The organism is Paenibacillus sp. FW104-T2, assembly GCF_058789975.1.
Map to the genome: position 1 here is coordinate 79,676 of NZ_JBYTCE010000004.1, position 26,236 is coordinate 105,911.

The following is a 26,236-nucleotide window of genomic DNA, read 5'->3' on the forward strand; positions in this document are numbered from 1 at the left end:
CTAAACTGACAGCGCATCGATCGGTACTATAGTGGGTGAAGGACGATCAGCATCCTTCTCTTCAGTGAGAGAAGAGGACAACTGATGATCCGACACCAGCTCATTCAGGTTCAGTATCAGTTGCTCCAGCTCACCGAAGCTGTCCACCATCTTCTGAGTCAGGCTGCGCTGCTCCTCCATACTGGCAAGAATCTCTTCCGTAGCGGCACTGGATTGCTGAGTCACACTAGAAATCTCGGAAACCTCATTCACGACTTTCGTGGAGGATTCCTTCATCGTGGCGGAACTGCTCTCGATATCCATGGCCTGGTTCAGCACTTCCTGGGAATTGCTATTAATCGTACGGAACACAACTTCTGCAGTCTGCACGCTGTCTCTTCCTTCTTGAAGAGCAAAGCGAATGCGTTCGAAGCGATCGGTCAGTGCCTGTGTTTGCCCTTTTAACCGGGTCAAAATGGTACCAATCTCACTAGCTGACTGACCAGAGTGCTCTGCCAGCTTGCGAACTTCCTCCGAGACCACGGCAAATCCGCGTCCATGTTCGCCTGCACGAGCGGCTTCGATCGCAGCATTGAGTGCAAGCAAGTTGGTCTGGTTCGCAATATCCGAGATACTGTTCAACATCAGGGACATCGCTTCACTTTCCTCATTGAACTTTCTCATATCGGAAGCCGTGGTATCAATCGTCTCATAGAGTTCCTGCATCTGCACATTCAGATGATCCATCTGTGCACTTCCCGTTTCCGTGCTGGAAGCCATACTGGCGGATAATTCTTTCATTTGAGACGAATAGGAAGCAACATCACGGATATGATGATCCGACAGGGAAAGGGATTCCGAAATTTCTGCCACACTCGTAGCCTGGAACTCCACGCCTTTGGCCACTTCACTGAATCCAAGCGTCACTTCATGCGTGATGGACCCGGTCGCGTCCACCTTTTGTTTCAGTTGATCCGTATAAAGAGACAGGCCTTCCACCGAAGCTTTGACACGCTCCATCATGGTCTCTACTCTGTGTTTGGATTGCTCTACTTCCTGCCAGCGGACTTCGCTGTCCAGGAAAAGTCTCTGATTTAAATGGGAGACTAACATCAGGATTGCTCCGGTAAGAGCGAACAGTCCAACGTTAACGATATTCTCTATAAGTTCATCAGCATGAGCTGTGTTTATAACAAATAGCTGGAGCACACTGTGGACTAGTAAGACAAAAAAACCAATCATAAAAAACTTCTTGTTCGGAATGAGCAGCAAAACAGCGGTTATGACCAGACTCATCGTAAGATTAACTGTTCCCCAACCAACATAGACCCCACATATGGTAATCAAAATGGTATACAGCCAAGGAATTAAATGAATATGTTTTCTTTTCACATTAGCGTATGTAACCCAGGCTGCAAACAAAATGGCAATCCCATTGGAAACAAGCAGCTTAGGGAGCATGAAGCTCAGACCCATACCAATTGCAAGAATAATCCACAGAATGATACTGATCAGCTTGTTCCTTTTCCAAATAATCTCATCATACCGATTCATCCGTTCCCCGTCCTTTATCTAGGTAAATGTGTTGTTGTAGGGCAACTCTGTACTACATTCCATTGGTCTATGGTCCTGCTTATACGCAATCCGCAAATCCCCCGCGCTGTAGCATAGTACAAATTAACTTCATAAACATGAAATGAGCGCTACATTATGTATATCGGTATTCTAAATTTGAAATTTTATATGACTTCCAAAATAATATACTTCCATATTATATTGACAAACGAAAATAAGCCTGCTTATACGCTGTGACGCATAAGACAGGCTAATTGGTTAATTTAAGTAGATCACGTTACCTACTACAAATTCTATTTTATTTTCAACTCGATCATATCGCGTTCTGCTTCCTGAAGATCATCGTACGTTTTGCCTGGCACACCATGCAGCTTTAATACCAACGAGTGTGGCTCATCCAGTAGGTTGCTGCTGAAGGAAAAAATCATGCCGTCTTCCGTTCCACTACCCGATACCATAATTAGCGTTGTCTCTTTCCCGTCTTTGGTTGTGGATACCATCTGAGTAGGTTGAACCACATCGTTAATGGACATTCTGGATTCAAAATCAATATCTTTTTCAGGTTCGTAGATGAATCTCGCTCGAGTCACTAGAGGCGATAATTCTACTTCAGATAACATCACCTCATATCCACCAACTGTGAATAGCTTATTCAGTTCTAAGACTTCTGTCTGTGGAATCGAGAATTTAGGGTCCAGATTGAAAGTGACGTTCATTTTTTTTGAAAATTGATATTTGCGTTCCTTTTTGACTGCATCTGAATCAGTCCCTTGGTTCGGAACAACTGATGAAATCTGTACATTCATCATGACTTGTTCAGGCAAGGGCTGATTTTTTTGAAACTCTATGGCGCTTTGACCATAAATGGTGTGCTCATCTTCTGAATGATGCACCCCTCTAATATTTCCGTCGCCCAATACATTATTCGTTACCGCGTTTGTCATCTTGGTATTCACAACCGAATAGACTTCTTGAGTATCGTCTGTCTTGGCTGTATATAACACAATTAACTTGTTCTCATCTGCCATTACTGCATTAACGGTAAATTGATATATTCCCGATTTCACCGTACGGTCGACAAGTTGAACATAGCCATTATTCATTGCAGATTCGATCGTACTCCCGCTAACGTCCTGCTCAGCCAGTTTTCGAAAAGGCTCCAGCACTCCCCAATCCTGAATGGGTTCAACTGCTGTGGTTTGTGAGGGAATAATCCCTCGGTATGGCCCGAGTAGGAAACATGCGGCAGTGATTACTGTTATGAGCACAGCAGTGATCCATTTTATTGGGAGACTGCTTGCCGTTCGCTTCGCTCTTGCTTTTGCAAGTCCTCGCTGGATGGCAAATGCCGTATCTGCCGGGTTCAAATGCTGTTTCTCCACTTCAACCTGATATGCGTCTGCGAGCAGTGCTTGTTCCTCCGGACTAGTTCTCATGCCAATCCCTCCTGTTCTTCATCAGCTTGCGTAATTGCTCCAGCCCTTTGTGCTGCCAGGTTTTGATGGTGCCTTCGGGTTTTCCGAGGATCAAGGCAATGTCGCTCAGTGTCATGTCGTTATAATATTTCAGCAGTAGTACATGGCGGTATTTCGGTTTTATTTTCTGCAAAAATCCCCACATGACAATCCGGTTATCATCCTGGCCTGCAACTGCGACCTCCGCAAACACATCCTCCAAACCGTCATTAGCCAGCGGTGTGGTTCGCTTGCGGCGTCTCTGTTCATCAATACAGACATAGATCAAAATACGAATAATCCATGATTTGAACGCTTTTTCATTTTTCAAACTCCGACGCTTCGTCCAGGCCCGGCATGTCATCTCCTGTACGGCTTCCAGAGCATCATGACGATTGCGGAGATAGCTGTAGGCAATGGAAGTCAGCGTATCTTGATGCTCCATGATGGACTGGACAAACACCGTCTCATCTTCGGTTTGCACGAATATCATCTTCTTCATCTCGGCTTTGGTCTCCACCCCGGTTCCCTCCTTCTCTCTCTCTTTCTGTGGTATAAGACGGGTAACTGTACCAAACGGTTTTTATTATTTTCCCAAATGCCAATGAGCCGGATTGTAAAATAGATTCAAACTGGCCCAATAAGGCTCAGGGCTGTCTAGAGATCTTTTGATTTAAACGATAAAAAGAATGACCCCTGTTTAAGACAGAGATCATTCATTAATCCGTACTGTTCTTTATTAAAATGTGATTTATAGATCATCGTACGTTTTTATAAACTCTATTTATTTATGTAATGTCGAATGGGCGATTTTCACTCACGTTAAATGGTTATCGCTGATCTACATGAGTTACAATGGGGTCCCTAGAAAGCTTAATTATTCTCATTCCCCTACTCTTCATTCAATTCATGGATGGAACGATCCAGCCATAACTCATACCAATCCAGAAAGCGCAGACGTTCCATATTGCCGAAATAATGATCTGGATAAATGCCGCTGCGATTCGCCCGATCATCGGTCCAGATCTCCCCGCTGCATGGTCCATTCAAGACCAGATTCATGGAAATGCCGCAGCCAAAATCACTGATGCGCAGCAGGCCTGCCGACCGTTTAGGATCATGATAATCATGGTCCAGTGCATCCCACTCCTCTTCTTCCTTGCTGTCATCATACCAGTCAACTTCCCAGTTCCAAGCCTCTACATAGGGAAATGGATCCGAGATAGCATTCAGCTCATCGTCATATCCAATGACGGCATACACCCCATCTTCCGGCTTCTCCAGTCCGTAATATGGACCTGCTCCTCCCGACCCGATATGCAGCAAAAAAGCCCGATACTCCTCTGGCAAAGTAATCTTCCATTTCTGTTCGAACCCTGTGATCTCTTCCGGTGTCCATACCCGCTCCAGCTCATATTCGTGGTTCTCTGCCCCAAACAAGCTCATATCCGCATCCAAACGTTGAAGATTCTTCAACTTCTCGCTTATGCGTTCCAGCTGCTGCTTATACACGACTGCTGCCCCCTCACCCTCTATTCCATTTGTTCTATGACATAACCACGTTGTTGCAGCTCATCCAGTGCTGCTTCTACATCACGTTCAGGACATAGCTTCCTGATTAAACCTGGCGTCACTGGTTTTCCTTCATATACTTCAGCAATCGCAGACAGCGGCAGTTCATGTGACTCGTAATAACCCTCTGCCCAATCAGCGAACGCCTCTGGCGTTTCCTCGATATAGCCCAGCAAAAAATCGGCACCGCCTGTGGCGTCGTCTTCGCTTTCCTCGATTAACGCTTGCTGAATCCAGCTTCCTGCCTTCCACTCCGGGTCGTTTGCTTCCCGCCAAATACAAAAGGTAACATCCTCCGGCTCCATTCTCTCTTCCTGATCCTCCATGATTGCTCTCAATGCCTTCGGCACTTCATCATACATGCCCGGATAGACTTGCCCATCGTCACGAGCATGGGGGCTCAAGGGAGATTCGTGATCAAACCCCTTGATTAAGGTACCCGATGGGGTAAACAACACATGCAGGTGATCTCCTGCCCCGTTGTCGATACTCCCCCAAGCCACACCAGGCTGCAGCTCTGCTTCATAGCGGTGTACACGAAGCCATTCTTCCTCCGACAGGATGATATCTAGTGCGGCGAGTACCCGCATATGTTGATGCAGTTTATCTGAATCTGTGATCGATGTGAAATTCCAATTCGGCATGTGGATTCCTCCCGCTTCCGTTTTCTTCAGTTCTTGAGTTCTATGAGACCTGTCTACCCTTATAAAAAACACTTCAAATCCGGATCAGACTATCCAGATCATTGTGTCCTTGAGCACCTGGTTGAATCGTCAGTGAGATCTGATTGCCTTCTCTTGAGACGATGCAAGCCACATTTCCCGGCTGCAGCGATAGTGTTATTCCATCGCATGACTCATCCGGCTCCAGTTCTCCCCCACTGACATCTTCAGCTGCACCCAGAAATACGTTGCCGGTCGGAACTTGCAGATAGAATACCTGCGCATCTTCCGTTTCTTGCACTTTGCTAGCTGTATCCGAGATGTCCACACTCCATGTCACCTCGTACAATCCATCGGCTCCCAGATTGAAAAAGAGGCAATTGCCCGCATTCACCTCAGCCAGTTCATCTTCCGGAATGGACCACCAGTCGGGCGGTTCTTCTACACGGTGTTTTAACGAAGCCAGATCGAACAGGCACATGGTCGCCGTTCCCGTCACGAATTGAAATGTCCCACGCATTCTTATCTTCCTCTCTGATCGTCATGATTTATTGCATTAGCCACTCCAAGCGATGCAGCAGATCACCGTCCAGTTCCTGCCCGCATAACGACAGCAGCTTATGAAGACGTTCCCGTTCTGCCGTGGACAATCGCCCGCCGTAGCTGCGGTTCGGGTATCTGGCCCAGTTATATAACTGGCGATGAATGGCTTGTTTCACCCATTCGTGCCTTGCCGCTGGAAGCTGCTGCAGCAGCAGTCCAACCTGATTCCACTTGTTCATGGAAGAAATAATGCGCAGCACATTGCGGACGACATGAGGCAGGGCATCAGGGTCCGACAACAGTCCAGCCATTACATCAGGCTGGATGAGATAGGGATGATGCATAAGTGCACGGCAGGCCTCCCGGGAAATGCCAGACTGCGGGCTTTTTAGCGAATCTACAAAATGCGTTCCGTATGAAGAAGCGTCCAGCCGCATTAATCCGCGGATAACGGCTTTTCGTACGGCAATCGATGGATGCTTCGCATATTCATACAGCACTTCTGCGTCTGCCTTGTCCCCCGTCTCTCCCAGTCCTGAAATTGCTGCAGCGAGATGATGCTGATCATCACCCCAGATGACATCCAGATACCACTCCGCATAGCTCACGTTCATCCACCGTTTGGCATACCTCCGTGCTGTATCCCGCACTGGCAGGTTTGAATCCAGAAGCCGATCCATTATAATGGCCTTTGCATCATCTGGATACATCGTGGCAAGTACAGCCAGACCTTCCCGGCGGATTGAAGGTACACTGTCCAGCTGCATGCCAAGAAGGGCCTCTCTCAGCTTCTGACCGGACAACATACGATCTACTCGCTGCGCTGCCCATCGCCGGATGGCAGGGTTCTCATCCCGTAATGCCTGCTCCATAATCATGCCAGCATCCGTGCCCTCTGCTTCGAGTGAAATCCGAAAAGCGAACTGACGGATGCTGGGTTCAGGGGATACCCGTGCGTTATGACGGACAAACCGGCATTCCTTCTGACGCAGCAGGTGATGTACGGATTCGACAAAAGACTCGAATGAATCCCGCCCACAGATCCGAAGCCGCTCCACAAGCATGATATTTTCCATCCACAGCTTGGCATGCTCGGGCTTCAGTTTAAGTTCCAGTGCCGCTCTCGCCAACTGACGAATTTCGGACACCCAGTCATTCAACCGAAGCAGCAAATAAGAAAAGCTATAGGACTCATCCTCCCGAATCATTCTTCTAACCGCAGCCTCTCTGATGTAGCCGCTCCAGTGCATCGTCAACATGGATAAACGAATTGTACTGGCCTGATCTATCTTATGTACCTCACGTTCCACGACCCGCTTCCAAATGACGGGGGAAGGACGCCATTCCCTTACATGTTCGTTCAGCCACACCAGTTCGGATACTGGACACGCTTCTATTAAACGAGCTACCGCCTGCTCTGCAGCCTGACGGATAACAAGACTGTCATCATCCATCAGTCGCAGCAGACTCGGGATCAAGATATACTCTCCGGATTGACCAAGATGACGGAGCAACTCGGCGGTTTCCTGAACCGTTCCCGTCCCGAGCTGATCCAATCTAAGCCGGAGTTCCGAAGTTAATTGCCGCATTTCATCCGCTCCTTCCCATCTGATTCAGGTGAGGAATCAGAACCATATCCAACCATTATATCAAGCCAGGCACCGGGGTTAAAGGAACTCAGGGGCTATATCTGTGTATGCTATACTTGTGAGAAAAATGCAATGAGGGTGGGACTGTACTATGGACGGATGGGAAAGCGGCGTGATTCGGGTTCACGATAGCCTGAAATTGTACTCCGGTCTTACGGAGGAGGAATTGAAGGCAAGTTGGTTTTATCGGGAGAATCGTACGGAGGTTCAGAAGCTTACTACGGGATATACGTGGTATAAATTCAAATCAGATGCCTCTGCAGATGTTAAAGCATTTTACCTCGCCTTGTGTTTCCATCAGTCCCGGCTGGTTCAGGCCAGTTTGGCACTGGACGGCGAAGAATTCCCCTCTTCATGGGATGACTGGACCGAAGCAGGTGAGATGAAGCGAAAGCTGGCCCATGATGAGTGGCTCAAAAATCAAATTTCCGCTGCGCCGCATATTAACCGCTCCAAACCCTATCCCTATATGGAATACAGCTTCCCATGGGGATCAATATATTCCAGCTATGATCCACGGTCTGCGAGTGCGAGCATAGGGGTCACTTTTACCTGATATGGTGTTGGATCCCCTTCAATGCAAACAAGGCCATATCTCTTCATTTTCGGGTACAAATTGACGATATATCCATAACATGAACTTTTTGAACTTTGTGGAGGAAACTATGTCAATCAACCTTAGAAGAGAGCCTTTTCGTTATACATTGAAGGAACCCATCACGTTTGAAATTTACATTATCAGCATTAATGGAGTCTCTGCTCCGCACAAACCCATTCAGGCCGAATTGATCGATATCAGCCGATCGGGGTGCCAGCTTTCATTTCCGCTAAGCCTGCATGTAGAGTCCAATGAAATCCGGATCGGAATGAATCTGCTTCTTTTTGAAGATCCGTTAGATCTGGAAGGAACACTGCGCTGGGGCAACGAGGAGAACGAAACCTGGCATTACGGCGTGCAGCTCGAAATACAAGACGGGAACCATGATCGCCTGTCCAGAGAACTGCGCATGCTTGCCGGACAGGGAAGAATCATGGTGAAGTAACGGTTTTGCTCGCGGTAGAAGCATTCTCCATTTTGGACCAGTTCACACTTTTCTCCAGAATCAGCGAGACCATAACTCCGATCACGAGACCATTGCTAATAATCGGAATAAGGTAAATCGGTAATGCCTGAAATGCCTCTGCAGGGATGTTCATCACTGCCACGCCGGTTAGCACAGGCAGAGCCACGCGGTAGATCGTCTTGGAATTAAATGCAGTACCTTCAATGGTGCGGAGAGCCGTTCCAAACATTTGCAGATAGGCTACAAACAGCACCGCACTGCCCACACTCGGTGGTATTTGCGCAAAAAAGGCCGTCACCGAAGGGGTAAGTCCCAAAATACATAACATGGCAGCCCCGATAATAAAAGCAGCACGCCGCAAAATCCGAGTGCTTTCCAGAAAACCGATAGACGAAGCAAATAAACCAAATGGCAGCACACCCACACATGCGGATAGCATGCTGAACAATCCGGTTAGCACATAGGAGCGTTTATATTGCTGGTCTGTCGTCTGTGTTTCATATATTTTCTCGACCGTGCTTAATGTCGTAATTGAATTCGTCATATTGACCAATCCGACAAAGAACGCAGTTACAACAATGCCTGGCTCCCACGTCGGTACTCCCCATGGAAACAGTGTAAACAAGCTCCCCCCAGAATTGCCCGTTAACCCTGCATGCTGGCCTGGAAACACAAAACTGTAGGCAATCCACCCTGTCACAATGCCGATGAGGATGGAGTAGTTGCCCAGTTTACCTCTTCCCTTCAGTTGGATCAGGGCGACCAGAAAAGCAATAGCTACAGACAAAGCTGCAACCGGCAGGTTAAATGTACCGAATTCGGTATACCCTATCATGCCTTTGAAGAAATTCATGGTCAGCTGAATCGTCATGAGAAACAGCATGGCGCTCTTAACCATGGGTGTAAACAGCTTCTGCAGCAGATGGGCTGCACCCAATCGGCCAAGAATGGCCATGGTTAGTCCTGCGAGCAGGAAGCCGGCAGCAAGTCCGCCCCCGATTCGCTCCAGACTCATGCCGGCGGAAGATGCCGATACGGTCAGACTGAGGGTCAATCCCCACCAGAGACCGGACGGTCCATCCATAACTGCATAACGATGCCCAAACACGGCCTGCAGAATGCACACGGCTCCGGTCAGCAGAAAAGCGTGCTGCATGGATGCAGCGATGGCATCCGGTGACATCTGAAAATTATGACCAATGGATAATGGAACCACGACCGTGTTGGTAAACAGGAAGAAGAACCATTGAATTCCTGCCAAAACCAGAGATGATGTCTGACTCATATATTTTGTAATGAAATGCTCTTGTTGTCTGTTCATGTTTTCATTCGTGTCCTTTCGCGCCTCAATATGGAAATAGGCACCTTCATTCAGCTATTCAATAACATTCGTTCCATTTCGGTATAACCGTTGCGTCTGGCATGAGCTAGCGGGGTTACGCCATCCCGATCGGCGATCTCTCTATCGGCACCATATTGCAGAAGCAATGCTACGATCTGCTGATGCCGCGGTCCACCGTCCCCCAGAATGACGGCCTCCAGGAGAGCTGTCCAGCCCAGATTGTTGATATGGTTCACATCCACATCCGTACAAGTCAGCAGGAATTCCACAATGTTCACATGGCCTCTGTCTGCTGCAGGGATAAGTGCGGTTCCGCCAAAGCGATTCGTTAATCTTGTATCTGCCCCAGCCGCGACGGCCATTTCAACAATTTCCTTGAGGCCCTCAGCACTGGCATATAACAATGGATTATCCAATCGATTATCCTGAATGTTAATATCCGCTCCGGCATCAATCAACATGCTAACGGTCTGTACCTTGTTGCCATGCACTGCAGCCATTAGTGGTGTTCGCCCAAGCGCATCCCGTTCATTCAATCCGGCACCTTGTGTAATATACCGGATCACCTCATCTGTATGTCCAGCTTCTGCAGCGGCATGTATCGTATTAACCAATGCGTTCATCCTCCAATTCATTGTTAACCTTGTGGATCAGCGTTCCAATGGAGATCGAATCTTGCTATTTAGGTGCGTAAATCTAATGTATGGTACCATAGGAGGATAGTATATTAAAAATACATGTTTTGTTGGCTAACTATACGAAATACATATACTTGCAACGAGGGTGAAAACAAGTGGATATCAAACAATGTCGCTACTTTATTGCCATTGCCGAAGAGAAACAAATTACCGCAGCTGCCCGAAGACTGCACATGGCTCAGCCTCCACTCAGCCAGCAATTAAAACTGATGGAAGAAGAGCTTGGCGTAGCCTTATTTGAACGCAAAGGACGCCTGATGGAATTGACGCAAGCAGGCCGCAGCTTCTATGATTATGCCGTCACGATGACCAAATACATGGAGGAAGCCGTTATGGAAATGCAGAGCTTCCGTTACGGCATCCGGGGCAAGCTATCCCTTGGCATGAATACCATTTCCGATAGTCTGATCCCGAAGGCGCTCCAGCAGTTTCGCACAAGCCATCCTCAAGTAACCTACAAAATTCAGCAGAATGAATCTGCTCAACTATGCAGCATGCTGGATGATGGACTGATTGAGCTGGCATGCGTACGTATGCCGGTAAAAACCAAACACTATGAAGTGCTGCATCTGCCGCAGGAGCCGCTCTACTATATATCCTCGGAGCCCCTGGAGACCAATGGAGAAAATGGCACTTACTTTGATCAGTTGGCCGAAGTTCCACTCCTGCTTCCCAGTACAGAGGGACTTGGCATGTTTGAACTGATTCTCGAGAAGTTTCGTGAACATCAGGTGAAGCCTTCGATTATGGGTGAATGCTCAGATGTGGCCATGCTGCTAGAGCTGGTCCGGCTCGGATTCGCGAACTCCATCGTGCCTGGCACTGTGCTGCAGCTTCATCACGAACAATCATTCCATGTATATCGGATCCTTGATCCAAACTCCACCGTGGGTTCAGCGCTCGTCTGGCTGCACCATCGTTATCTGTCCAAGCCGGCCCAGCAATTCGTGCAGTTGGTTCGGGAGATGCTCCCATAGGTACATAACGGATGAGGTGTTGCTTCTGACAGCAACGGATTTGCCTTTGCAGTGACATACAAAAAATAGTTATAAACAAAAAAAACAGCAGGGTCTCCAGTACGTTTGGAAACTCTGCTGTTTCTTATGGATTAGGCTTTGGCTGTATAGAGCAGCTCTTGCTCTTTAATTGCAGTACGACCTGCAGATACAATAGACTCATATTGATGCATGTTTGTGATGATGACTGGTGTAATGGTTGTATAACCCGCTTTTTCGATTTCTTCACGGTCAAATTCCATCAATACATCACCCACAGCAACTTTTGCACCCGCCTGAACCTTAGGCGAGAAGAATTGGCCTTTCAGCTTCACTGTATCAATTCCGATGTGAATCAGCATCTCTGCACCGTTGTCGCTGACCAGACCAATCGCATGTCCACTCTTCGACAAAGAGAACACCGTTCCGTTAATCGGGGAAACCACACGACCTTCGGTCGGCTGAATTGCAAATCCTTTACCCATAATTTCTTCAGCGAATGCAGGGTCCGGTACTTCACTCAACGGTTTTACTTCCCCTGTCATCGGGCTGAATACTTCTTGATCCTGGGCTTTTTCTTCTTCAATCGCAGATACTGCTGAAGCGGAACTGTTTACATCAGCGGCAACTGGTGTAACAGGCTCAGCTGAAGCTGTAGTCGCTGCTGCTGGAACCGCTTCTGGAACATCTTCGAATCCGAGGATGTAGGTCAGAATTGCTGAAGCTACAACCGCAATGACTATTCCGATCAGAGCATATACAAATGTCGGACCGATGATCATTGGAATTCCTGAAAGACCTGCCAGACCACCAATAACATACGCTTTTGTTTGGAAGAAGCTAATGAACGCTCCGCTAATTGCCGCACCAATCAGTGCTGCCACAAACGGTTTTTTGAATCGCATATTGACCCCGTACATAGCTGGTTCTGTAATACCCATAAGTGCGGTAACACCAGTCGATGCAGACAAGGATTTGATTTGTTTGTTTTTGGATTTCAGAGAAACACCCAGAGCACTACCTGCTTGTGCAAAGTTAGCAACCATCATGAGCGGAATCAAGTAATCGTATCCCAATGTTGCAATGGAACCGATCATGATTGGAACGAGCGCATAGTGCATTCCTGTAATAATCAAGAGGGAGAACGCTCCACCAACAAGCAATCCTGCAAACAAACCAGCATTATTAAACAACCAGTTAATACCGTCTGTCAAGCCGTTACCAATGATAACCCCTAGTGGTCCTACGGCGATCATCATAACAGGAACAATGATAAGCAGTGTAACTGTTGGTACAACAATCAATTTAAGTGAAGCATGTGTAACCTTGTCGATAGCTTTTTCTACATAAGATGCCAACCAGACTGCAATCAAAATCGGAATAACCGAAGATGCATAGGTTGCAGCTACAACCGGCAAACCGATGAAAGATACATTCTCACCCGGTGCTAACAAAGCGGTAATGGTTGGATGCATAACCGATGCACCAATGGCCGCACCAATGTACATATTGCTCCCGAGTTTACGTGCTGTACTAATCCCGAGAATGATTGGCAGGAAGTAGAACGCACCATCACCAATTGCGGATAAGATGATGTATGTTGAACTTGTTGCATCAATCCATCCAAAGGTAAGCAGCAAGGCCACGATTCCTTTGATCATACCTGCGCCAGTGATGGCTGGAAGGATTGGAGTGAACACACCTGAAATAAAGTCAAATACGGCACTCAGCGGATTTTTCTTTTTGCCGCCTGTTGCAGCAGCAGCTGGTTTCGCATCAGGAGATTTGGACATGTTTCCTACCAGCGCGTTATACACCACAGGCACATCGTTCCCGATAATAACCTGAAATTGACCACCATTCTCCATAACGCCCATAACGCCAGGTGTATTTTTAAGCGTCGCTTTGTCAGCTTTGCCGTTGTCATTGAGATTAAATCTGAGTCTTGTCATACAGTGCGTGACTTGATCAATGTTTTCTTCTCCACCGACCAATTTCAGAATATCTTTGGACAATTGTTGTTTATCCATTGTGTTTTGCTCCTTTAATGTGTAATGAAGGTTAAAAAAAAACCTAAACACTGAATAATGACAAAGCAGTTTCAGCTTATCATTATTCAACGTTTAGGTTTTGCCTTTTTAGCAGTAACAATCCCAAAATTATTCAATTGGTTGTTCATTTCTTACAACACGCTCAATGTGAATCGTCAGATACAGTATTTCTTCCTTGGACAAGACCCGATTATAGATCTTCCGCGTATAATCATTAATCTTGACTGCACAAGCAAATGCTTCAGGGTATTGCTTACTCACCAGATCATGAAGCGGATTATCTTCTTCCTTGTCTTCAATGGCTGTACCTTGCAGCACACGTTGAGCAAAAAACTTCAGATGGGTTAAGAAGCGATAATAGCTCAGCGAATCCTCATCCAGTTCAATGACAAAACTGCGCCTTACAATGTTGAGTATGTCCTTGACAATATTCGTAATACTGATGGTTTCTCTCATCTCGCCGTTCATCTGGGCGTTGACCAGATGCATGGCGATGAATGCGCATTCGTCTTCGGGAAGCAGTACACCCAGCGTTTCTTCAATAATCTGTAGTGCCTTTAGTCCAATGGCATATTCCTTGCGGTACATGCGCTTGATCTCCCAGAACAGTGCGTTACGGATCTGCAATCCTTGACGATGTCGATCAATGGCAAAATGAATATGATCCGTTAGTGAAATATAGATGCTCTCATGTAACTTCTCACCTAACACCGTCTCCGCATAACGAATAATTTCATCCGAGCATTCAACATATTCAACTGGAATATCAGACAGAAGCGTTTTCAGTTTCTGCGATACTTCCTTGCTTTCCAATGAGAATATTTTTTCGACAAGACTTTCGTCGATCGATTCACCAGCATGTTTTTTGAAGGCAATTCCCCGCCCCATGACGACCAGTTCGTTTCCGCCCGAATCAATCACGGTAACTACGTTGTTGTTGAGCACCTTCTCAATTTTCATTTCTTCACATCACCTTGCACCGTCAAAGTAGTAAAAGGCAAAACCAAAGCAGGTCACGAAAGATGCCCTGCTTCTGGTTTTGCCTGATTGAACAGTAACAATCCAGTTATTCATTAGCCTTAGGCCCATCTTACCATATAAATATCTATATGACAATGTTTTTGTGTAAGCGGTTAATGTGACTAATTATGACATGAGAAGATGCTTGTCAACCATGCCTTTTGAACCACTATTATTCGTTAATGCCTTTCAAGCTTGCACCATTAGTACTAATAACTTCTTTGTACCAATGGAACGATTTTTTCTTATACCGTTCCAGTGAACCTGTTCCGTCGTTGTTACGGTCCACATAGATAAATCCGTAACGCTTCTTCATCTCTGCAGTCGATGCACTAACCAGGTCGATACAGCCCCATGAAGTGTAGCCCATAACTTCTACACCATCTTCAAGCGCTTCACCCACCTGCACCAGGTGGTCATTCAGATATTGAATGCGATAATCGTCATTTACCGTTTTATTGCCGTTCTCGTCCGTGATCAATTCATCCACAGCACCCAGCCCGTTCTCAACGATAAACAATGGTTTTTGATATCGATCCCAGTATTTATTCAGCGTCACACGCAGACCTTGCGGATCGATCTGCCAACCCCATTCACTTGCTTTAAGGTAAGGGTTTTGAACCCCTGCAAACAGATTTCCTTTTCCTTCAATGCGTTTCTCTGGATCGCCTGTCTCACAGATACTTACATAGTAGCTGAACGAGATAAAGTCGACCGTATGCTTCAGAATTTCCGCATCTCCGTCTTCGAACTTGATATTGATATTATTCGCCTTGAAATAACGGTTAATGTATTTTGGATAGTATCCACGTGCGTGGATATCGGCAAAAATGTCATTACGTTGTTCTGCATGCATCGCTGCAACTACATCATCCGGATTCGGAGTCAGCGGATACGTTGGCATACTTAGAACCATACAGCCAATTTTGGCTTCCGGCATAATTTCATGACCCAGTTTAACAGCCAGTGCACTTGCCACCAGCTCATGGTGAATCGCCTGATACAGATCCTGCTTGCTCAATTGGTCTTTTGGCGTATAGATCCCGCCGCTCATGAATGGCTCCTCCAAAATGGAGTTGATTTCATTAAACGTCAGCCAGTATTTTACTTTGCCCTTGAAGCGGTTGAACAGGACCGTTACATAACGCTCGTAAAACTCGATCATTTTACGGTTAACCCAGCCGTCATACGTTTTGGATAGATGCAGCGGTGTCTCATAGTGAGAGATCGTTACCAGGGGTTCAATCCCGTATTTGTGGCACTCATCGAATAAGTCATCGTAAAATTGCAAACCTTTTTCGTTTGGCTCCAGCTCGTCCCCTTTAGGGAAGATTCGGGACCAGGCAATGGATGTACGGAACACTTTGAAGCCCATTTCGGCAAACAGTTTTACGTCCTCTTTGTAACGGTTGTAGAAATCGATACCGATCAATTTCAGGTTATCTTCCGTAGGTCCTTCCGTTCTTGGCGTGGTGATCCCGTGAGGCATCACATCTTGGACAGACAATCCCTTACCATCCGTATTATAAGCTCCTTCAAGCTGGTTGGCGGCTACCGCGCCGCCCCATAGAAAGTCCTTAGGAAATGGTGTTGTCATCTCAATCATTCCTCTCTTATCGTGTCTATTCATTGTTTGTCAGAAGCGTTCAAGCTATCCGAACCTGTAATTACAGCTGTTCACCATTGCTTGCAATCACGTTTTTGTACCAGTCAAAAGAATCCTTTTTGGAACGTTCGAGGGTTCCGTTACCTTCGTCGTCCAGATCAACGTAGATGAAGCCGTACCGTTTGGACATTTCGGAAGTGGACATACTCACCAGGTCAATTGGACCCCAAGCCGTAAATCCGATTAGATCCACACCATCCTTGATGGCTTCCTTCATTTGTTCGATGTGTTTTTTCAGGTAATCCACACGATAGGAGTCATGAATCGAACCATCTTCTTCCACTTTGTCATAAGCTCCAAGACCATTCTCTACGATGAACAATGGTTTTTGGTAACGATCCCAGAAGTTGTTCAGCGTTATGCGCAGGCCAATTGGATCGATCTCCCAACCCCAGTCGGAAGCTTCCAAATAAGGGTTTTTTACACCGCCAGCCAGGTTGCCTGCAGTTTCCTCCAGGTCAGCAGAAGCTGATTTGGTTACGGACATGTAGTAACTGAAGGAGATGAAATCGACCGTGTTGTTCAGCAAGATTTCATCATCGCCAGCTTCTTTTTGAATCATGATGTTGTTCTCTTCAAAATAACGTGCCATGTAGTTCGGATATTTACCACGAGCGTGCATATCCGTGAAGAAGAGGTTGATCTGATTCTCGTGTTGAGCCAGACGCACATCTACCGGGTTACAAGTCGCAGGATATGTCTCCATGCGAGCGAGCATACAGCCCACTTGGGAACCAGGCATGATCTCATGCGCAAGTTTCGTTACCATTGCACTTGCTACAAATTGGTGATGCAGCGCTTGATACGTCGTTTGCAATTTGTTGTCCACTTTATCGATCAGAATGCCGCCGCCAGTGTACGGGCTGAACAGCATAACGTTGATTTCATTGAAAGTCAGCCAGTATTTCACTTTGTTTTTATAACGGTTGAATACTGTTTCTGCATATCTTACGTAGTGCCCAATAACTTCACGGCTAGCCCAGCCATTGTACTTCTGTGTCAGACCAAGCGGAGTTTCGTAGTGAGACAAGGTCACCAGCGGCTCAATGCCGTATTTCAAGAGTTCATCGAAGACTTCGTCATAGAATTTCAGACCTGCTTCGTTCGGTTCCTGATCATAACCGTTCGGGAAAATGCGCGCCCAGTGAATGGACAAGCGGAATACTTTGAAGCCCATTTCGGCAAACAAGGCGATGTCTTCCTTGAAACGATGATAGAAATCGATACCAAAGCGTTTCGGGAACCGCTCTTCAATTTTGCCTGACAGAATTTCTTCGATGCGGGAAGAGGAGATTTCCATCGCATGTCCGCCCGTACGTTTCTCTTTGGGAACATGGGCGATCATATCTGCTGTGGATAGACCTTTACCGTCTGCATCAAATGCTCCCTCCAATTGATTGGCAGCAGTAGCGCCGCCCCATAGGAAGTTTTCAGGGAAACCTTTTTTTGCCGTAGTCATGAACAACAACCTCTTTTCAACAATTTATTTTGTAATGACAAGTCAGAAAGATAGAATGTCCTATTTCGAGCAAACCAACACGATAATCAGTAGATCCACTTGAGGTTGTTCCTGATCCATGGACCCAAAAGAGGCCAGAAAACAAGAAAAACCTAAACTCAAGGTAAAATAGCGCCCAAAAAAGGAGCTTTCATTTCACCATCAGTTTAGGTTTTGCCTGTCTTCGCAGTAACAATCCATCAAACGATGTATTGATTATTCGGTTGTTTTTCTCTCGTGATGTAAGCGTAACATATCTATAAATCAAAATCAACTTCACCACGTGACACCCATTTTATATAGAAGAACTTCAACGCGGCATGCACATAACGGCTGCTCTTGATGCATTTGTGCCGTCTGTATGACCCAGATAGCTTGCAGGACTTTGGTCGCCTAAAGCAAGCAGCTTTTTGCGCACCCATTCCAGTGCATACTCCCCCATTTCGCATAAAAACACCTGACATATATCTGCCGGAATTCCCTTTTGTTTCGCGCTTTCAACCAGTTTCGGATCGACCTGCAAAAAGCGATCGGCAAAGCACATAACAAATGAGTCCCAATTCTCCTGATTGAATTCAGCAAGAAAGATATCTTTCATACTCATGTAAAATGCCTCCCTGAAATGCGATTTGATACCCCGAAGTCCTATCTGACATAATTCAGCCTTAAGCCGCTTGAAACGATAACTGAGACAGGTAAACTTAATTTTACATGTTTTTTGAGAGATTGAACACCTGAAGGAGGAACCCATCATGACTGATGAAGCAAGCACAGCCGGCTGGGATGCCATTGATAAAGCATTTAACGAACTTTATGGGGAGCAGGAACCCAAACATTATGGCACAGCCATCCCTTATGCGCTCGGAGGACCTGACCCTCTGGATGGAATCAGTGCCTATAAAGTGGAACATCCCACGCCTCATTGGCATTTTGTAACGTACGGTTTCTCCGAACTATATGACAAAGAAACCAATGATCCAGAGCACAGTGGATATGGATTCGAACTGACCTTTCGGCTTACCCGAACAGAGGATGAGACTGAACCTCCCGCTTGGGCTCTGAACTTGTTACAGAATATGGGGCGGTATGTCTTCAATAGTGGTAACGTATTTCGCCCAGGCGACTATCTGGATGCCAATGGACCGATCTGTCTGGGCTCTGATACCTTGCTGACCGCCCTTTCCTTTATTGAAGACCCGGATCTGAAGCAGCTATCCACCCCTAATGGTACAGTGGAGTTCATTCAAATGGTCGGAATCACCGGACGTGAACTGGAAACAATGCAAACGTGGAATACTCGCGGATTCCTCAAATCATGCGAACCTTTCATGCCCAAATATGTCACGGATCTCATGCGTAACTCCTATGTGGATATTCCATCGGTAGTGCAGGCTGTTCAGCGTGGAATTGAGCTTGAAGGCTCAAGCACGGCATTTTTATTCATACAACAACTAACTTGGACGCCTTCCCGCAAAAGATTGCTGCAAAAAAATGTGCCCGCCGAACTTCAGTTTGGAGCCAAACAGGCGGTTCTGATTGGAAAAATACTGCGCAGCCGCATTGCAAAAGGTGCTCCGTTATCACTTGTAGGTTCAGGAGTAAATATCACCTTCGAGGCCGGAGAAAATGCTGCTTTTCATGAAGAAGAAACCAAAATCACCGTAACCGTGAATGAACAGACAGTAAACGAACTAACAGCTCATCTTAAACCTTCGGAAATGACATTCGAAATACCTTCCCTTCCCGGCTTGGTTATCCGAATCGTCCGAACTGAAATTACCGACCAGGAAGGTCGCGTCGTAGAAACCATCGGTTAAATGTAAGGAGGTAGTATCATGTCTGTCACTACATCGGCCTTGCTGGAACCTTGGTCTGACATCAGTGCACCTAGATCGAGCATGGCTCATATTAAATATATTTCCAGGACCAGTCTGGAAAGATTGCGCAAAATCAATCATTTTCTGATCGGTGCCTTCCAGCGCAGTCTATCGGATATAAGGGAGAACCTATCCAGCACCTATCTGTTTCTGCTGACGGATGCGGATGGCGTGCTGCTCGCCATGGATTACAGCCCTGATCTGGAGGATGAAGTGAAGCAGTCACCGATTCGTCCAGGCATGGTTTTCACTGCACAGAGCTGCGGAATCAACGCCATCTCGGCCACCATGGAAAAGAACGAACCGGTATTGCTGCCACCAGAGCAGCATGAGAGCCCTCTTTTTCAGCAATGGCACTGTTACGCTACGCCTCTATCTGTAGGAATCAACCATTCCGGTTATCTGGATGTGTCCACCATTAACGCAGATATGCAAAGTGAATTAATCGCCATTGCCAAGCTCATCCCTGCCCATATGCAGAACAGCTATCAGAGCCTGATGTCATCCATTCCTTCCGAGAAACCTTCTGTGGATTTCACTGAGCGTCAGTTAACCATCCTTGAAATGATCTCAAAAGGGTTAACCGTTAAGGCCATTGCTTTGAAATTAAAAATCAAGGAATGCACGGTGAATCACCACAAAAAAGTGATCTTCAACAAATTAGGTGTGCAATCCAGCACGGAAGCTGTTTCAATTGCAAGCCGATTGTCTTATTTATAGTGGAACCCCTATAGTTTCCTATAGGTGGTCAAGAAGAACACTTGTGCTACAATTTTGTAGTACGCCAGATTAGAGAAAGAGAAAAAACACACACATTTAATTCAGGAGGGTTTTATGTCTATCACAAAAAAAACGTCTTTATTCACTATGCTCATCATGATGATGCTTGTTGCAGCCGCTTGCGGTGACAAGGCAGATAACAACGCTCAAACGGAAGACACGACTAAAACAGAAACTGCAGCCGCTACAGACACGGATACCGCCAAGACAGAGGATACTGAAAGTACGGAAACGTCGACTGACGCAGCAGCTGAAGAAGACAATTCAGCTAACGTGGAACTGGGCACAACCGAAAAAGGTTCTTACACGAATGACTACTTCGGTGTATCATTGAAATTCCCTGAGGAATGGGAGTTCCAGGATGCAGAAGGAATGAACGAGCTGACAAGTGCTTCTTCGGAAGCCATTGCCGGTGACGATGATACGAAGAAAAAACAGCTTGAACTGTCCCAAACAAAAACACTGAACCTGTTGATGGCTTCGGAATTGCCGCTGGGTGGTCAGGAAGTAGGTCCTTCCGCTATGGCCATTGCCGAGAAAGTCAGCCTGCTGCAGGGGATTCGCACAGGTAAAGACTACCTGGAAGCAACCAAGAAATTCATGGTCGACAGCCAGTTCCCTTATGAATATAAAGAAATTGCAACCGAAACGATCGGCGGTAAAGAGATGGATGTTATGCAAATCACAATGGATGCTGGTGACGGTACAACCATTACACAGGATTACTACAGCACCATCATTGAAGGTTATGCCTTCAACTTCATCTTCACGTATTTGGATGATGCAAGCAAAGCCGAGATTGACAACATCAAGAAATCCGTTCAATTCAAATAATAAAGTCCACACCTAAAACAAACGTATGAAGGACCCCGCACAGTTGATCTTGCACAGATCACTGACGGGGTTATTTTTTTGTGCCTGCTTGTTTGATCACTTTGATCCGTTCTAGCCGGAAACGGCCACCCAGTGCCCTTCCGTTACTTCGACCCACTTGGACTGCTCCAGATTGTAACGATCGGCTAGCTGCTCCCTGCTGTTTTCTTCAAACACCGTGCGTTTTTTCTTCGCTTCCACAGCCGGATCAGGGACCGGGATTGCAGAGAGAAGCGACTTCGTATACGCATGCTGTGGATTGGAATAGAGCTCTTCACTCTCAGCAAGCTCAACGATTTTACCGTTATACATCACAGCCACACGATCACTGATATGTTTGACCATGGACAAGTCGTGTGCAATAAAAAGATACGTCAAACCAAGCCGCTGCTGCAATTCCTCAAGAAGCTGTACGATCTGCGCCTGTATGGACACATCGAGCGCAGACAGCGGTTCATCGCACACAATAAACTCCGGTTCCACAGCAAGTGCCCGCGCAATCCCGATTCTCTGTCTCTGACCGCCAGAGAATTCGTGAGGGTACCGCAGCGCATGGGATGGCTCAAGCCCCACCATTTCCAGCAGCTCTTCCACCCGCTTCTCCCTCTCCGCTGTTGTCTTGGTCAGCTGATGAATATCAAGAGCCTCCCCGATAATGTCCATAATTCTCAATTTCGGGTTCAATGAGGCGTAGGGGTCCTGGAAGATGATCTGCATATGCCGTCTCATCGTTTTCATTTCCGAAGTGGACAGCCGGTTCAGTGGAACCCCTTTGAACAAGACATCCCCGCCAGTCGGTTCATGCAGTCTCAAGATGGCACGCCCCGTCGTGGATTTCCCGCTGCCAGACTCTCCGACAACCCCCAGTGTCTCGCCCTGGCGGATATAAAAGCTGATATCATTCACTGCCTTCAGCGCGTTGCCTTTGCCAAGATTAAAATGCTGCCGCAGGGATTTCACCTCAAGCAGAGGCTGATCATCTTGTAGATCCTTAGGGAACAGTGAAACCGGTTTGGGTTTCTTCTTCTCATCCAACCGCGGCAAGGCATTCAGGAGTCTGGACGTATATTCGTGTTTCGGATTCGCGAAGATCTCTGCCGTTGTCCCAGATTCCACGATCTGTCCCTCTTTCATGACCACGACGCGGTCACACATTCCAGCCACAACCCCCAGATCATGTGTAATCAGGATAATGGACGTTCCCAGACGTTCCTGCATGTCTTTCATCAGATTCAGAATTTGCGCCTGGATGGTCACATCGAGTGCAGTGGTTGGTTCATCGGCAATCAGCAGCTCCGGGCGGCAAGCAAGTGCAATGGCGATCATAACCCGCTGACGCATGCCTCCCGAGAACTCGTGTGGGTACTGATTGTAGCGCACCTCACTCTGTGATATGCCAACCAGTTCGAGCATGGCGATGGCTTGCTTTTTCGCTTCCCTGCGGGTCAGCTTCTGATGCTTGATCAGACTTTCGGAGATTTGTTTTCCAACTTTGATGGTCGGATTAAGCGAACTCATGGGGTCCTGGAAAATCATGCCGATGTCGCGGCCGCGGATGCTTTCCATCTCCTTTTGCGTTTTAGTCGCCAGGTTAACTCCGCGAAACAAAATCTCTCCCTGCTTCATCTGAGATGGAGGAGAAGCAAGCAGCCTCATAATGGAACGGGCTGTTACGCTTTTGCCGCTTCCCGATTCTCCAACAATCCCAAGCGTTTCCCCTTTCCGAACCTCGAAGCTGACCTCCCGTACCGCCTGAAACTCATTCTCTCCAGAATGAAAAGAGACCGACAAATCACTAACTTTCAGTAAAGGCTGCATGTAAACACCTGCTTTCCTTCATGTTTATGCGTTTCATAATATGTACACAATTCCATACCTTGACAATTGAATAGACCCTAAATAATATATACTATATCAATCGGAATAATGCAATTTAAAACTGAATGATGGGAGGTTTGCACGGTTTGAATCTTGCAGTAGACGGCAAAATGTCACGGCTTGCACAGCATCTGAGTTTCATTTATGGCAAAATGCTGCTTCATCCCTCCTACCGATATGTGCTGTTTATTCTCGGGCTGCCAATCAATCTGATTGTGCTTCTGGTGTGGCAATCCAAACGACAAAAGGATGGATGGCAAACCACTCAGCGAGCTGTAGAACAGGAGATGCACGCTTCTTCTTACCGGGATAAGCTTCGAACCATAGTAGAAGAACAGCTGCGGCGCAAACATCGTTTCTTCCAACAGCAGGTAAGTGAAACAGAATTCAAGCGTCAGACGGAGCAGTGGCTGGAGGAAACCTATCAGAAAGAGTTGTATGAACGAACGTCACGCAGGCTGCAGGGACATGGAGAACAGCGCCTGACCATGGCCGACACGTTCCTTGCATTGCTGGATAGACCCTGGTTTGTGGCTCTATCTATCATTCCAGGCTGTCTGATGTACGTCATACTATGGATCTATGGCAATCCTTATCTAAAGTACATATTCGAAAGAATACTGATGACTCTGTTCGTCATTCTGGGTGTAGCTACCCTCGTATTCACCATCCTGTATCTGTCTCCGTTCAACCCGGCAGCCAACATTCTCGGAGAGACAGCGACACAGGAGCAGATTGCAGCCTTTAATCACGTATACGGTCTGGATCAGCCTTATCTCGTTCAGCTATGGAACAATATCAAAGGAATCGCGCTGTTTGATCTGGGCAACTCCTTCTCGGGAAATGAGGATGTGACCGCGACCATAGCCAGAAAGTTTCCGATTACACTGACACTCGCAGTCATTTCTCTACTGCTTGCCCTTGTCATCGCACTTCCCATCGGGATCATCTCGGCGATCAAGCCCAATTCGCTGTTTGATTACACGTTTATGTTTATCGCCCTGATCGGATTGTCGATTCCGAACTTCTGGCAGGGACTGATCTTCATCCTGAACTTTTCAATTAAAATGCAGTGGCTGCCTGCAACCTTCAATCCTCAGAACTGGCTGTCCATCATTATGCCAACCATTGTTCTGGGAACAGGATTAACAGCTGCAGTGGCCCGGATGACCCGTTCTTCCACTTTGGAGGTTATTCACGAAGATTACGTGATGACAGCTCGCGCCAAAGGACTCAGCGAACGGAGTGTTCTGCTGAAACATGCGGTACGCAATGCTTTGATTCCAATCGTAACGGTCGTTGGATTGCAATTCGGAGGTATGCTCGGCGGAGCGGCCGTAACGGAGAAAGTATTTAATATTAGCGGACTCGGCAGTTACATTGTGGATAAACAATTTATTCCCGATATTCCGAGTATCATGGGCGGAGTAGTGTATACAGCGATTACCATTTCCATCATTAATGTAATCGTAGATCTGTTGTACGCATTTATTGATCCAAGAGTACGTTCCAAGATGAAACAATATTAAAGCAGGTGCAATATGACAAATTCGGGTTCCTTAACACAAGAAGTGCGTTTCCGGCTTAAGTCTTCACCAGAATACAGTCAGGCCAGCTTTGCATGGGTCACTTCTCTCCTATTAACGGTGTTACTGCTGTTTAACAGTTATGACCTGGGCAGGCAAGAGTTCAGACCCTTTCTGCTGACTGCACTTTGTATCTATCTTTTCTTCACGCTCATTCAAAGTATTCTGATGCTGCTCATCCGAAAAGACTTGACCAGACACGGACATATCTCAGCATTAACCCGCAGGCTGGCTTGGGTTCAGCTGCTGGCCATCTGCTCTGGCAATATTTTCATCGTCACAGCCGCATTTCATCTGATCAAAAAAGCAAAGCAAGTGGAATACACCTTTGCGGTCTATATGCTGCTGACGCAGCTGTTCGTTATTGGCGTATCGGCGCTCAATATGTTCAAACCCTATGTATCCGATATGTTTTTGCCAGCCATGGCCGCCTTGCTACTCATTCTGGTCATTGACCTGGTCGTTTTGATGATTGTAGCCCAGTATACTGCTGCTTCGATCATCCCGCGATGGATGGTTGCTGTCAGCATCCTGCTGATTCTGACCTCGGTCACAGGAAACGTTTTTGCACTGCTGCTCGGCATTTCCATCATTGGGCGCTACCGGAGACAAGGGAAACAGAAATCAAACTTCTGGAACGACCTCTGGGACCGACTGGCTCCTAACGTAACAGCGATGTCCGGCATGTTTTTTATCATCTTTCTATTTTCCATCTCGATCTGCAGTTTCTTCACCTTTGATTACAGCATGGCGGTCGAAAACAACTATTCCGCCCTGCTGCAGCCGCCATCCCTGGCTTATCCACTCGGGACGGATGACTTCGGGCGATGCCTGTTCTCCCGAATCGTATTCGGTGCCCGCATCTCGTTGATCGTAGGCTGCCTGTCGACCATTATTCCTGTAATCATTGGCGGAGTCCTTGGAGCCTTCTCCGGATTCTATGGAAGACACACAGACAATATCATCATGCGGCTGCTCGATGTCCTCTATGCCATTCCGGGCATCCTGCTGGCCATTGCCATCATTGCAGCATTCGGTGCCAATACGGTCAATCTGATTCTGGCCCTCAGTCTGGGATCGATCCCAACTTATGCACGTACCATGAGAGCCAGTGTCCTGTATGTTTCCACCTTCGAATTCGTGGAGGCTGCGCGTGCACTCGGCTATAACAACCGTTCCATCATTTTCAAGCACATCATTCCCAACTCGCTTGCACCAATGATCATCAAGTCCACGCTTACGATTGGCGGAGCGGTCATTGCTACCAGCAGCCTGAGCTATTTGGGACTGGGTGTCGAACCACATATCCCGGAATGGGGCAACATTCTCAAACTGGGCAGTACATATCTGGAAACGCACTCGTATCTCGCCATTTATCCGGGACTGGCTATCATTCTGCTGGTTCTGTCATTCAACTTTCTCGGTGATGGTCTGCGCGACGCACTTGATCCGAAGTTGGTAAAGGCTTAATTCA

Annotated in this window: 23 protein-coding genes; 8 read left to right on the forward strand and 15 right to left on the reverse strand. The window is 46.9% G+C overall.

The annotated features are described in order from the left end of the window. The 7 genes from AC3WQ3_RS06650 to AC3WQ3_RS06680 all read right to left on the reverse strand — a co-directional run bounded on the left by AC3WQ3_RS06650 (window position 1) and on the right by AC3WQ3_RS06680 (window position 7,374). Window positions 1-1,533: a methyl-accepting chemotaxis protein gene (locus AC3WQ3_RS06650; protein WP_492471805.1), complete on the reverse strand. Its 1,533-nt coding sequence runs from the start codon at window positions 1,531-1,533 to the stop codon at window positions 1-3. A 314-nt stretch (window positions 1,534-1,847) separates the two neighbouring features. After that, window positions 1,848-2,990, reverse strand: a complete 1,143-nt coding sequence (locus AC3WQ3_RS06655) for a DUF4179 domain-containing protein (protein WP_492471806.1) — start codon at window positions 2,988-2,990, stop codon at window positions 1,848-1,850. Beyond that, the gene (locus AC3WQ3_RS06660; protein ID WP_492471920.1) at window positions 2,980-3,453 is read right to left on the reverse strand and encodes a sigma-70 family RNA polymerase sigma factor; all 474 of its coding nucleotides are present in this window, start codon (window positions 3,451-3,453) and stop codon (window positions 2,980-2,982) included. Before AC3WQ3_RS06660 ends, AC3WQ3_RS06655 begins: the two co-directional genes overlap by 11 nt. 446 nt (window positions 3,454-3,899) lie before the next feature. Next, complete coding sequence (locus AC3WQ3_RS06665; protein WP_336780430.1) at window positions 3,900-4,520, reverse strand: SMI1/KNR4 family protein; 621 nt, start codon at window positions 4,518-4,520, stop codon at window positions 3,900-3,902. Between the two features lie 20 nt (window positions 4,521-4,540). Continuing rightward, window positions 4,541-5,224 carry a hypothetical protein gene (locus tag AC3WQ3_RS06670; RefSeq protein WP_492471807.1) on the reverse strand — a complete coding sequence of 228 codons (684 nt, stop codon included), beginning with the start codon at window positions 5,222-5,224 and terminating at the stop codon, window positions 4,541-4,543. A 73-nt stretch (window positions 5,225-5,297) separates the two neighbouring features. Next, on the reverse strand, window positions 5,298-5,762 hold the full coding sequence (locus tag AC3WQ3_RS06675; RefSeq protein WP_336780428.1) for a DUF6386 family protein: 465 nt from the start codon (window positions 5,760-5,762) through the stop codon (window positions 5,298-5,300). Between the two features lie 28 nt (window positions 5,763-5,790). Next, window positions 5,791-7,374 carry a HEAT repeat domain-containing protein gene (locus tag AC3WQ3_RS06680; protein ID WP_492471808.1) on the reverse strand — a complete coding sequence of 528 codons (1,584 nt, stop codon included), beginning with the start codon at window positions 7,372-7,374 and terminating at the stop codon, window positions 5,791-5,793. A 151-nt stretch (window positions 7,375-7,525) separates the two neighbouring features. Between AC3WQ3_RS06680 and AC3WQ3_RS06685 the strand changes: the two genes are divergently transcribed. Beyond that, entirely contained in the window at window positions 7,526-7,990 is a 465-nt protein-coding gene (locus AC3WQ3_RS06685) for a hypothetical protein (RefSeq protein ID WP_336780425.1), read from the forward strand. A gap of 109 nt (window positions 7,991-8,099) precedes the next feature. Next, window positions 8,100-8,477, forward strand: a complete 378-nt coding sequence (locus AC3WQ3_RS06690) for a PilZ domain-containing protein (protein ID WP_153979574.1) — start codon at window positions 8,100-8,102, stop codon at window positions 8,475-8,477. Here the strand turns inward: AC3WQ3_RS06690 and AC3WQ3_RS06695 are convergent. Next, a complete protein-coding gene (locus AC3WQ3_RS06695) occupies window positions 8,464-9,819 on the reverse strand; it encodes a uracil/xanthine transporter (RefSeq protein WP_336780424.1) in 1,356 nt (451 codons plus the stop codon). The two genes, AC3WQ3_RS06690 and AC3WQ3_RS06695, sit on opposite strands and share 14 nt — an antisense overlap. A 50-nt stretch (window positions 9,820-9,869) precedes the next feature. Beyond that, on the reverse strand, window positions 9,870-10,463 hold the full coding sequence (locus AC3WQ3_RS06700; RefSeq protein WP_492471810.1) for an ankyrin repeat domain-containing protein: 594 nt from the start codon (window positions 10,461-10,463) through the stop codon (window positions 9,870-9,872). A 170-nt stretch (window positions 10,464-10,633) separates the two neighbouring features. Between AC3WQ3_RS06700 and AC3WQ3_RS06705 the strand changes: the two genes are divergently transcribed. Next, window positions 10,634-11,515 carry a LysR family transcriptional regulator gene (locus tag AC3WQ3_RS06705; protein ID WP_492471811.1) on the forward strand — a complete coding sequence of 294 codons (882 nt, stop codon included), beginning with the start codon at window positions 10,634-10,636 and terminating at the stop codon, window positions 11,513-11,515. A gap of 131 nt (window positions 11,516-11,646) precedes the next feature. Here AC3WQ3_RS06705 and AC3WQ3_RS06710 read toward each other — a convergent pair whose 3' ends face one another. The 5 genes from AC3WQ3_RS06710 to AC3WQ3_RS06730 form a co-directional block, all read right to left on the reverse strand. Continuing rightward, window positions 11,647-13,563 (reverse strand): beta-glucoside-specific PTS transporter subunit IIABC, encoded by a 1,917-nt coding sequence (locus tag AC3WQ3_RS06710; RefSeq protein WP_492471812.1) that lies wholly within the window; start codon window positions 13,561-13,563, stop codon window positions 11,647-11,649. 129 nt (window positions 13,564-13,692) lie between these two features. Beyond that, a complete protein-coding gene (licT, locus tag AC3WQ3_RS06715) occupies window positions 13,693-14,544 on the reverse strand; it encodes a BglG family transcription antiterminator LicT (protein WP_492471813.1) in 852 nt (283 codons plus the stop codon). A 232-nt stretch (window positions 14,545-14,776) separates the two neighbouring features. After that, window positions 14,777-16,201 (reverse strand): glycoside hydrolase family 1 protein, encoded by a 1,425-nt coding sequence (locus AC3WQ3_RS06720; protein ID WP_153979579.1) that lies wholly within the window; start codon window positions 16,199-16,201, stop codon window positions 14,777-14,779. 70 nt (window positions 16,202-16,271) lie between these two features. Then, complete coding sequence (locus AC3WQ3_RS06725) at window positions 16,272-17,729, reverse strand: glycoside hydrolase family 1 protein (RefSeq protein WP_492471814.1); 1,458 nt, start codon at window positions 17,727-17,729, stop codon at window positions 16,272-16,274. 349 nt (window positions 17,730-18,078) lie between these two features. Then, window positions 18,079-18,372: a hypothetical protein gene (locus AC3WQ3_RS06730; protein WP_492471815.1), complete on the reverse strand. Its 294-nt coding sequence runs from the start codon at window positions 18,370-18,372 to the stop codon at window positions 18,079-18,081. A 148-nt stretch (window positions 18,373-18,520) separates the two neighbouring features. Between AC3WQ3_RS06730 and AC3WQ3_RS06735 the strand changes: the two genes are divergently transcribed. The 3 genes from AC3WQ3_RS06735 to AC3WQ3_RS06745 all read left to right on the forward strand — a co-directional run bounded on the left by AC3WQ3_RS06735 (window position 18,521) and on the right by AC3WQ3_RS06745 (window position 21,259). Then, window positions 18,521-19,585, forward strand: coding sequence for a suppressor of fused domain protein (locus AC3WQ3_RS06735; protein ID WP_492471816.1), 1,065 nt, complete (start codon window positions 18,521-18,523; stop codon window positions 19,583-19,585). Window positions 19,586-19,603: 18 nt separating this feature from the next. Continuing rightward, window positions 19,604-20,365 (forward strand): helix-turn-helix domain-containing protein, encoded by a 762-nt coding sequence (locus tag AC3WQ3_RS06740; RefSeq protein ID WP_492471817.1) that lies wholly within the window; start codon window positions 19,604-19,606, stop codon window positions 20,363-20,365. A 114-nt stretch (window positions 20,366-20,479) separates the two neighbouring features. Beyond that, window positions 20,480-21,259, forward strand: a complete 780-nt coding sequence (locus tag AC3WQ3_RS06745) for a hypothetical protein (protein ID WP_336780415.1) — start codon at window positions 20,480-20,482, stop codon at window positions 21,257-21,259. A 111-nt stretch (window positions 21,260-21,370) separates the two neighbouring features. Here AC3WQ3_RS06745 and AC3WQ3_RS06750 read toward each other — a convergent pair whose 3' ends face one another. Further along, the gene (locus AC3WQ3_RS06750) at window positions 21,371-23,116 is read right to left on the reverse strand and encodes an ABC transporter ATP-binding protein (protein ID WP_492471818.1); all 1,746 of its coding nucleotides are present in this window, start codon (window positions 23,114-23,116) and stop codon (window positions 21,371-21,373) included. Window positions 23,117-23,244: 128 nt separating this feature from the next. Between AC3WQ3_RS06750 and AC3WQ3_RS06755 the strand changes: the two genes are divergently transcribed. Continuing rightward, window positions 23,245-24,705 carry an ABC transporter permease gene (locus tag AC3WQ3_RS06755; protein WP_492471921.1) on the forward strand — a complete coding sequence of 487 codons (1,461 nt, stop codon included), beginning with the start codon at window positions 23,245-23,247 and terminating at the stop codon, window positions 24,703-24,705. A 12-nt stretch (window positions 24,706-24,717) separates the two neighbouring features. After that, window positions 24,718-26,232 (forward strand): ABC transporter permease, encoded by a 1,515-nt coding sequence (locus AC3WQ3_RS06760; RefSeq protein ID WP_492471819.1) that lies wholly within the window; start codon window positions 24,718-24,720, stop codon window positions 26,230-26,232. Window positions 26,233-26,236: the final 4 nt, after the last annotated feature.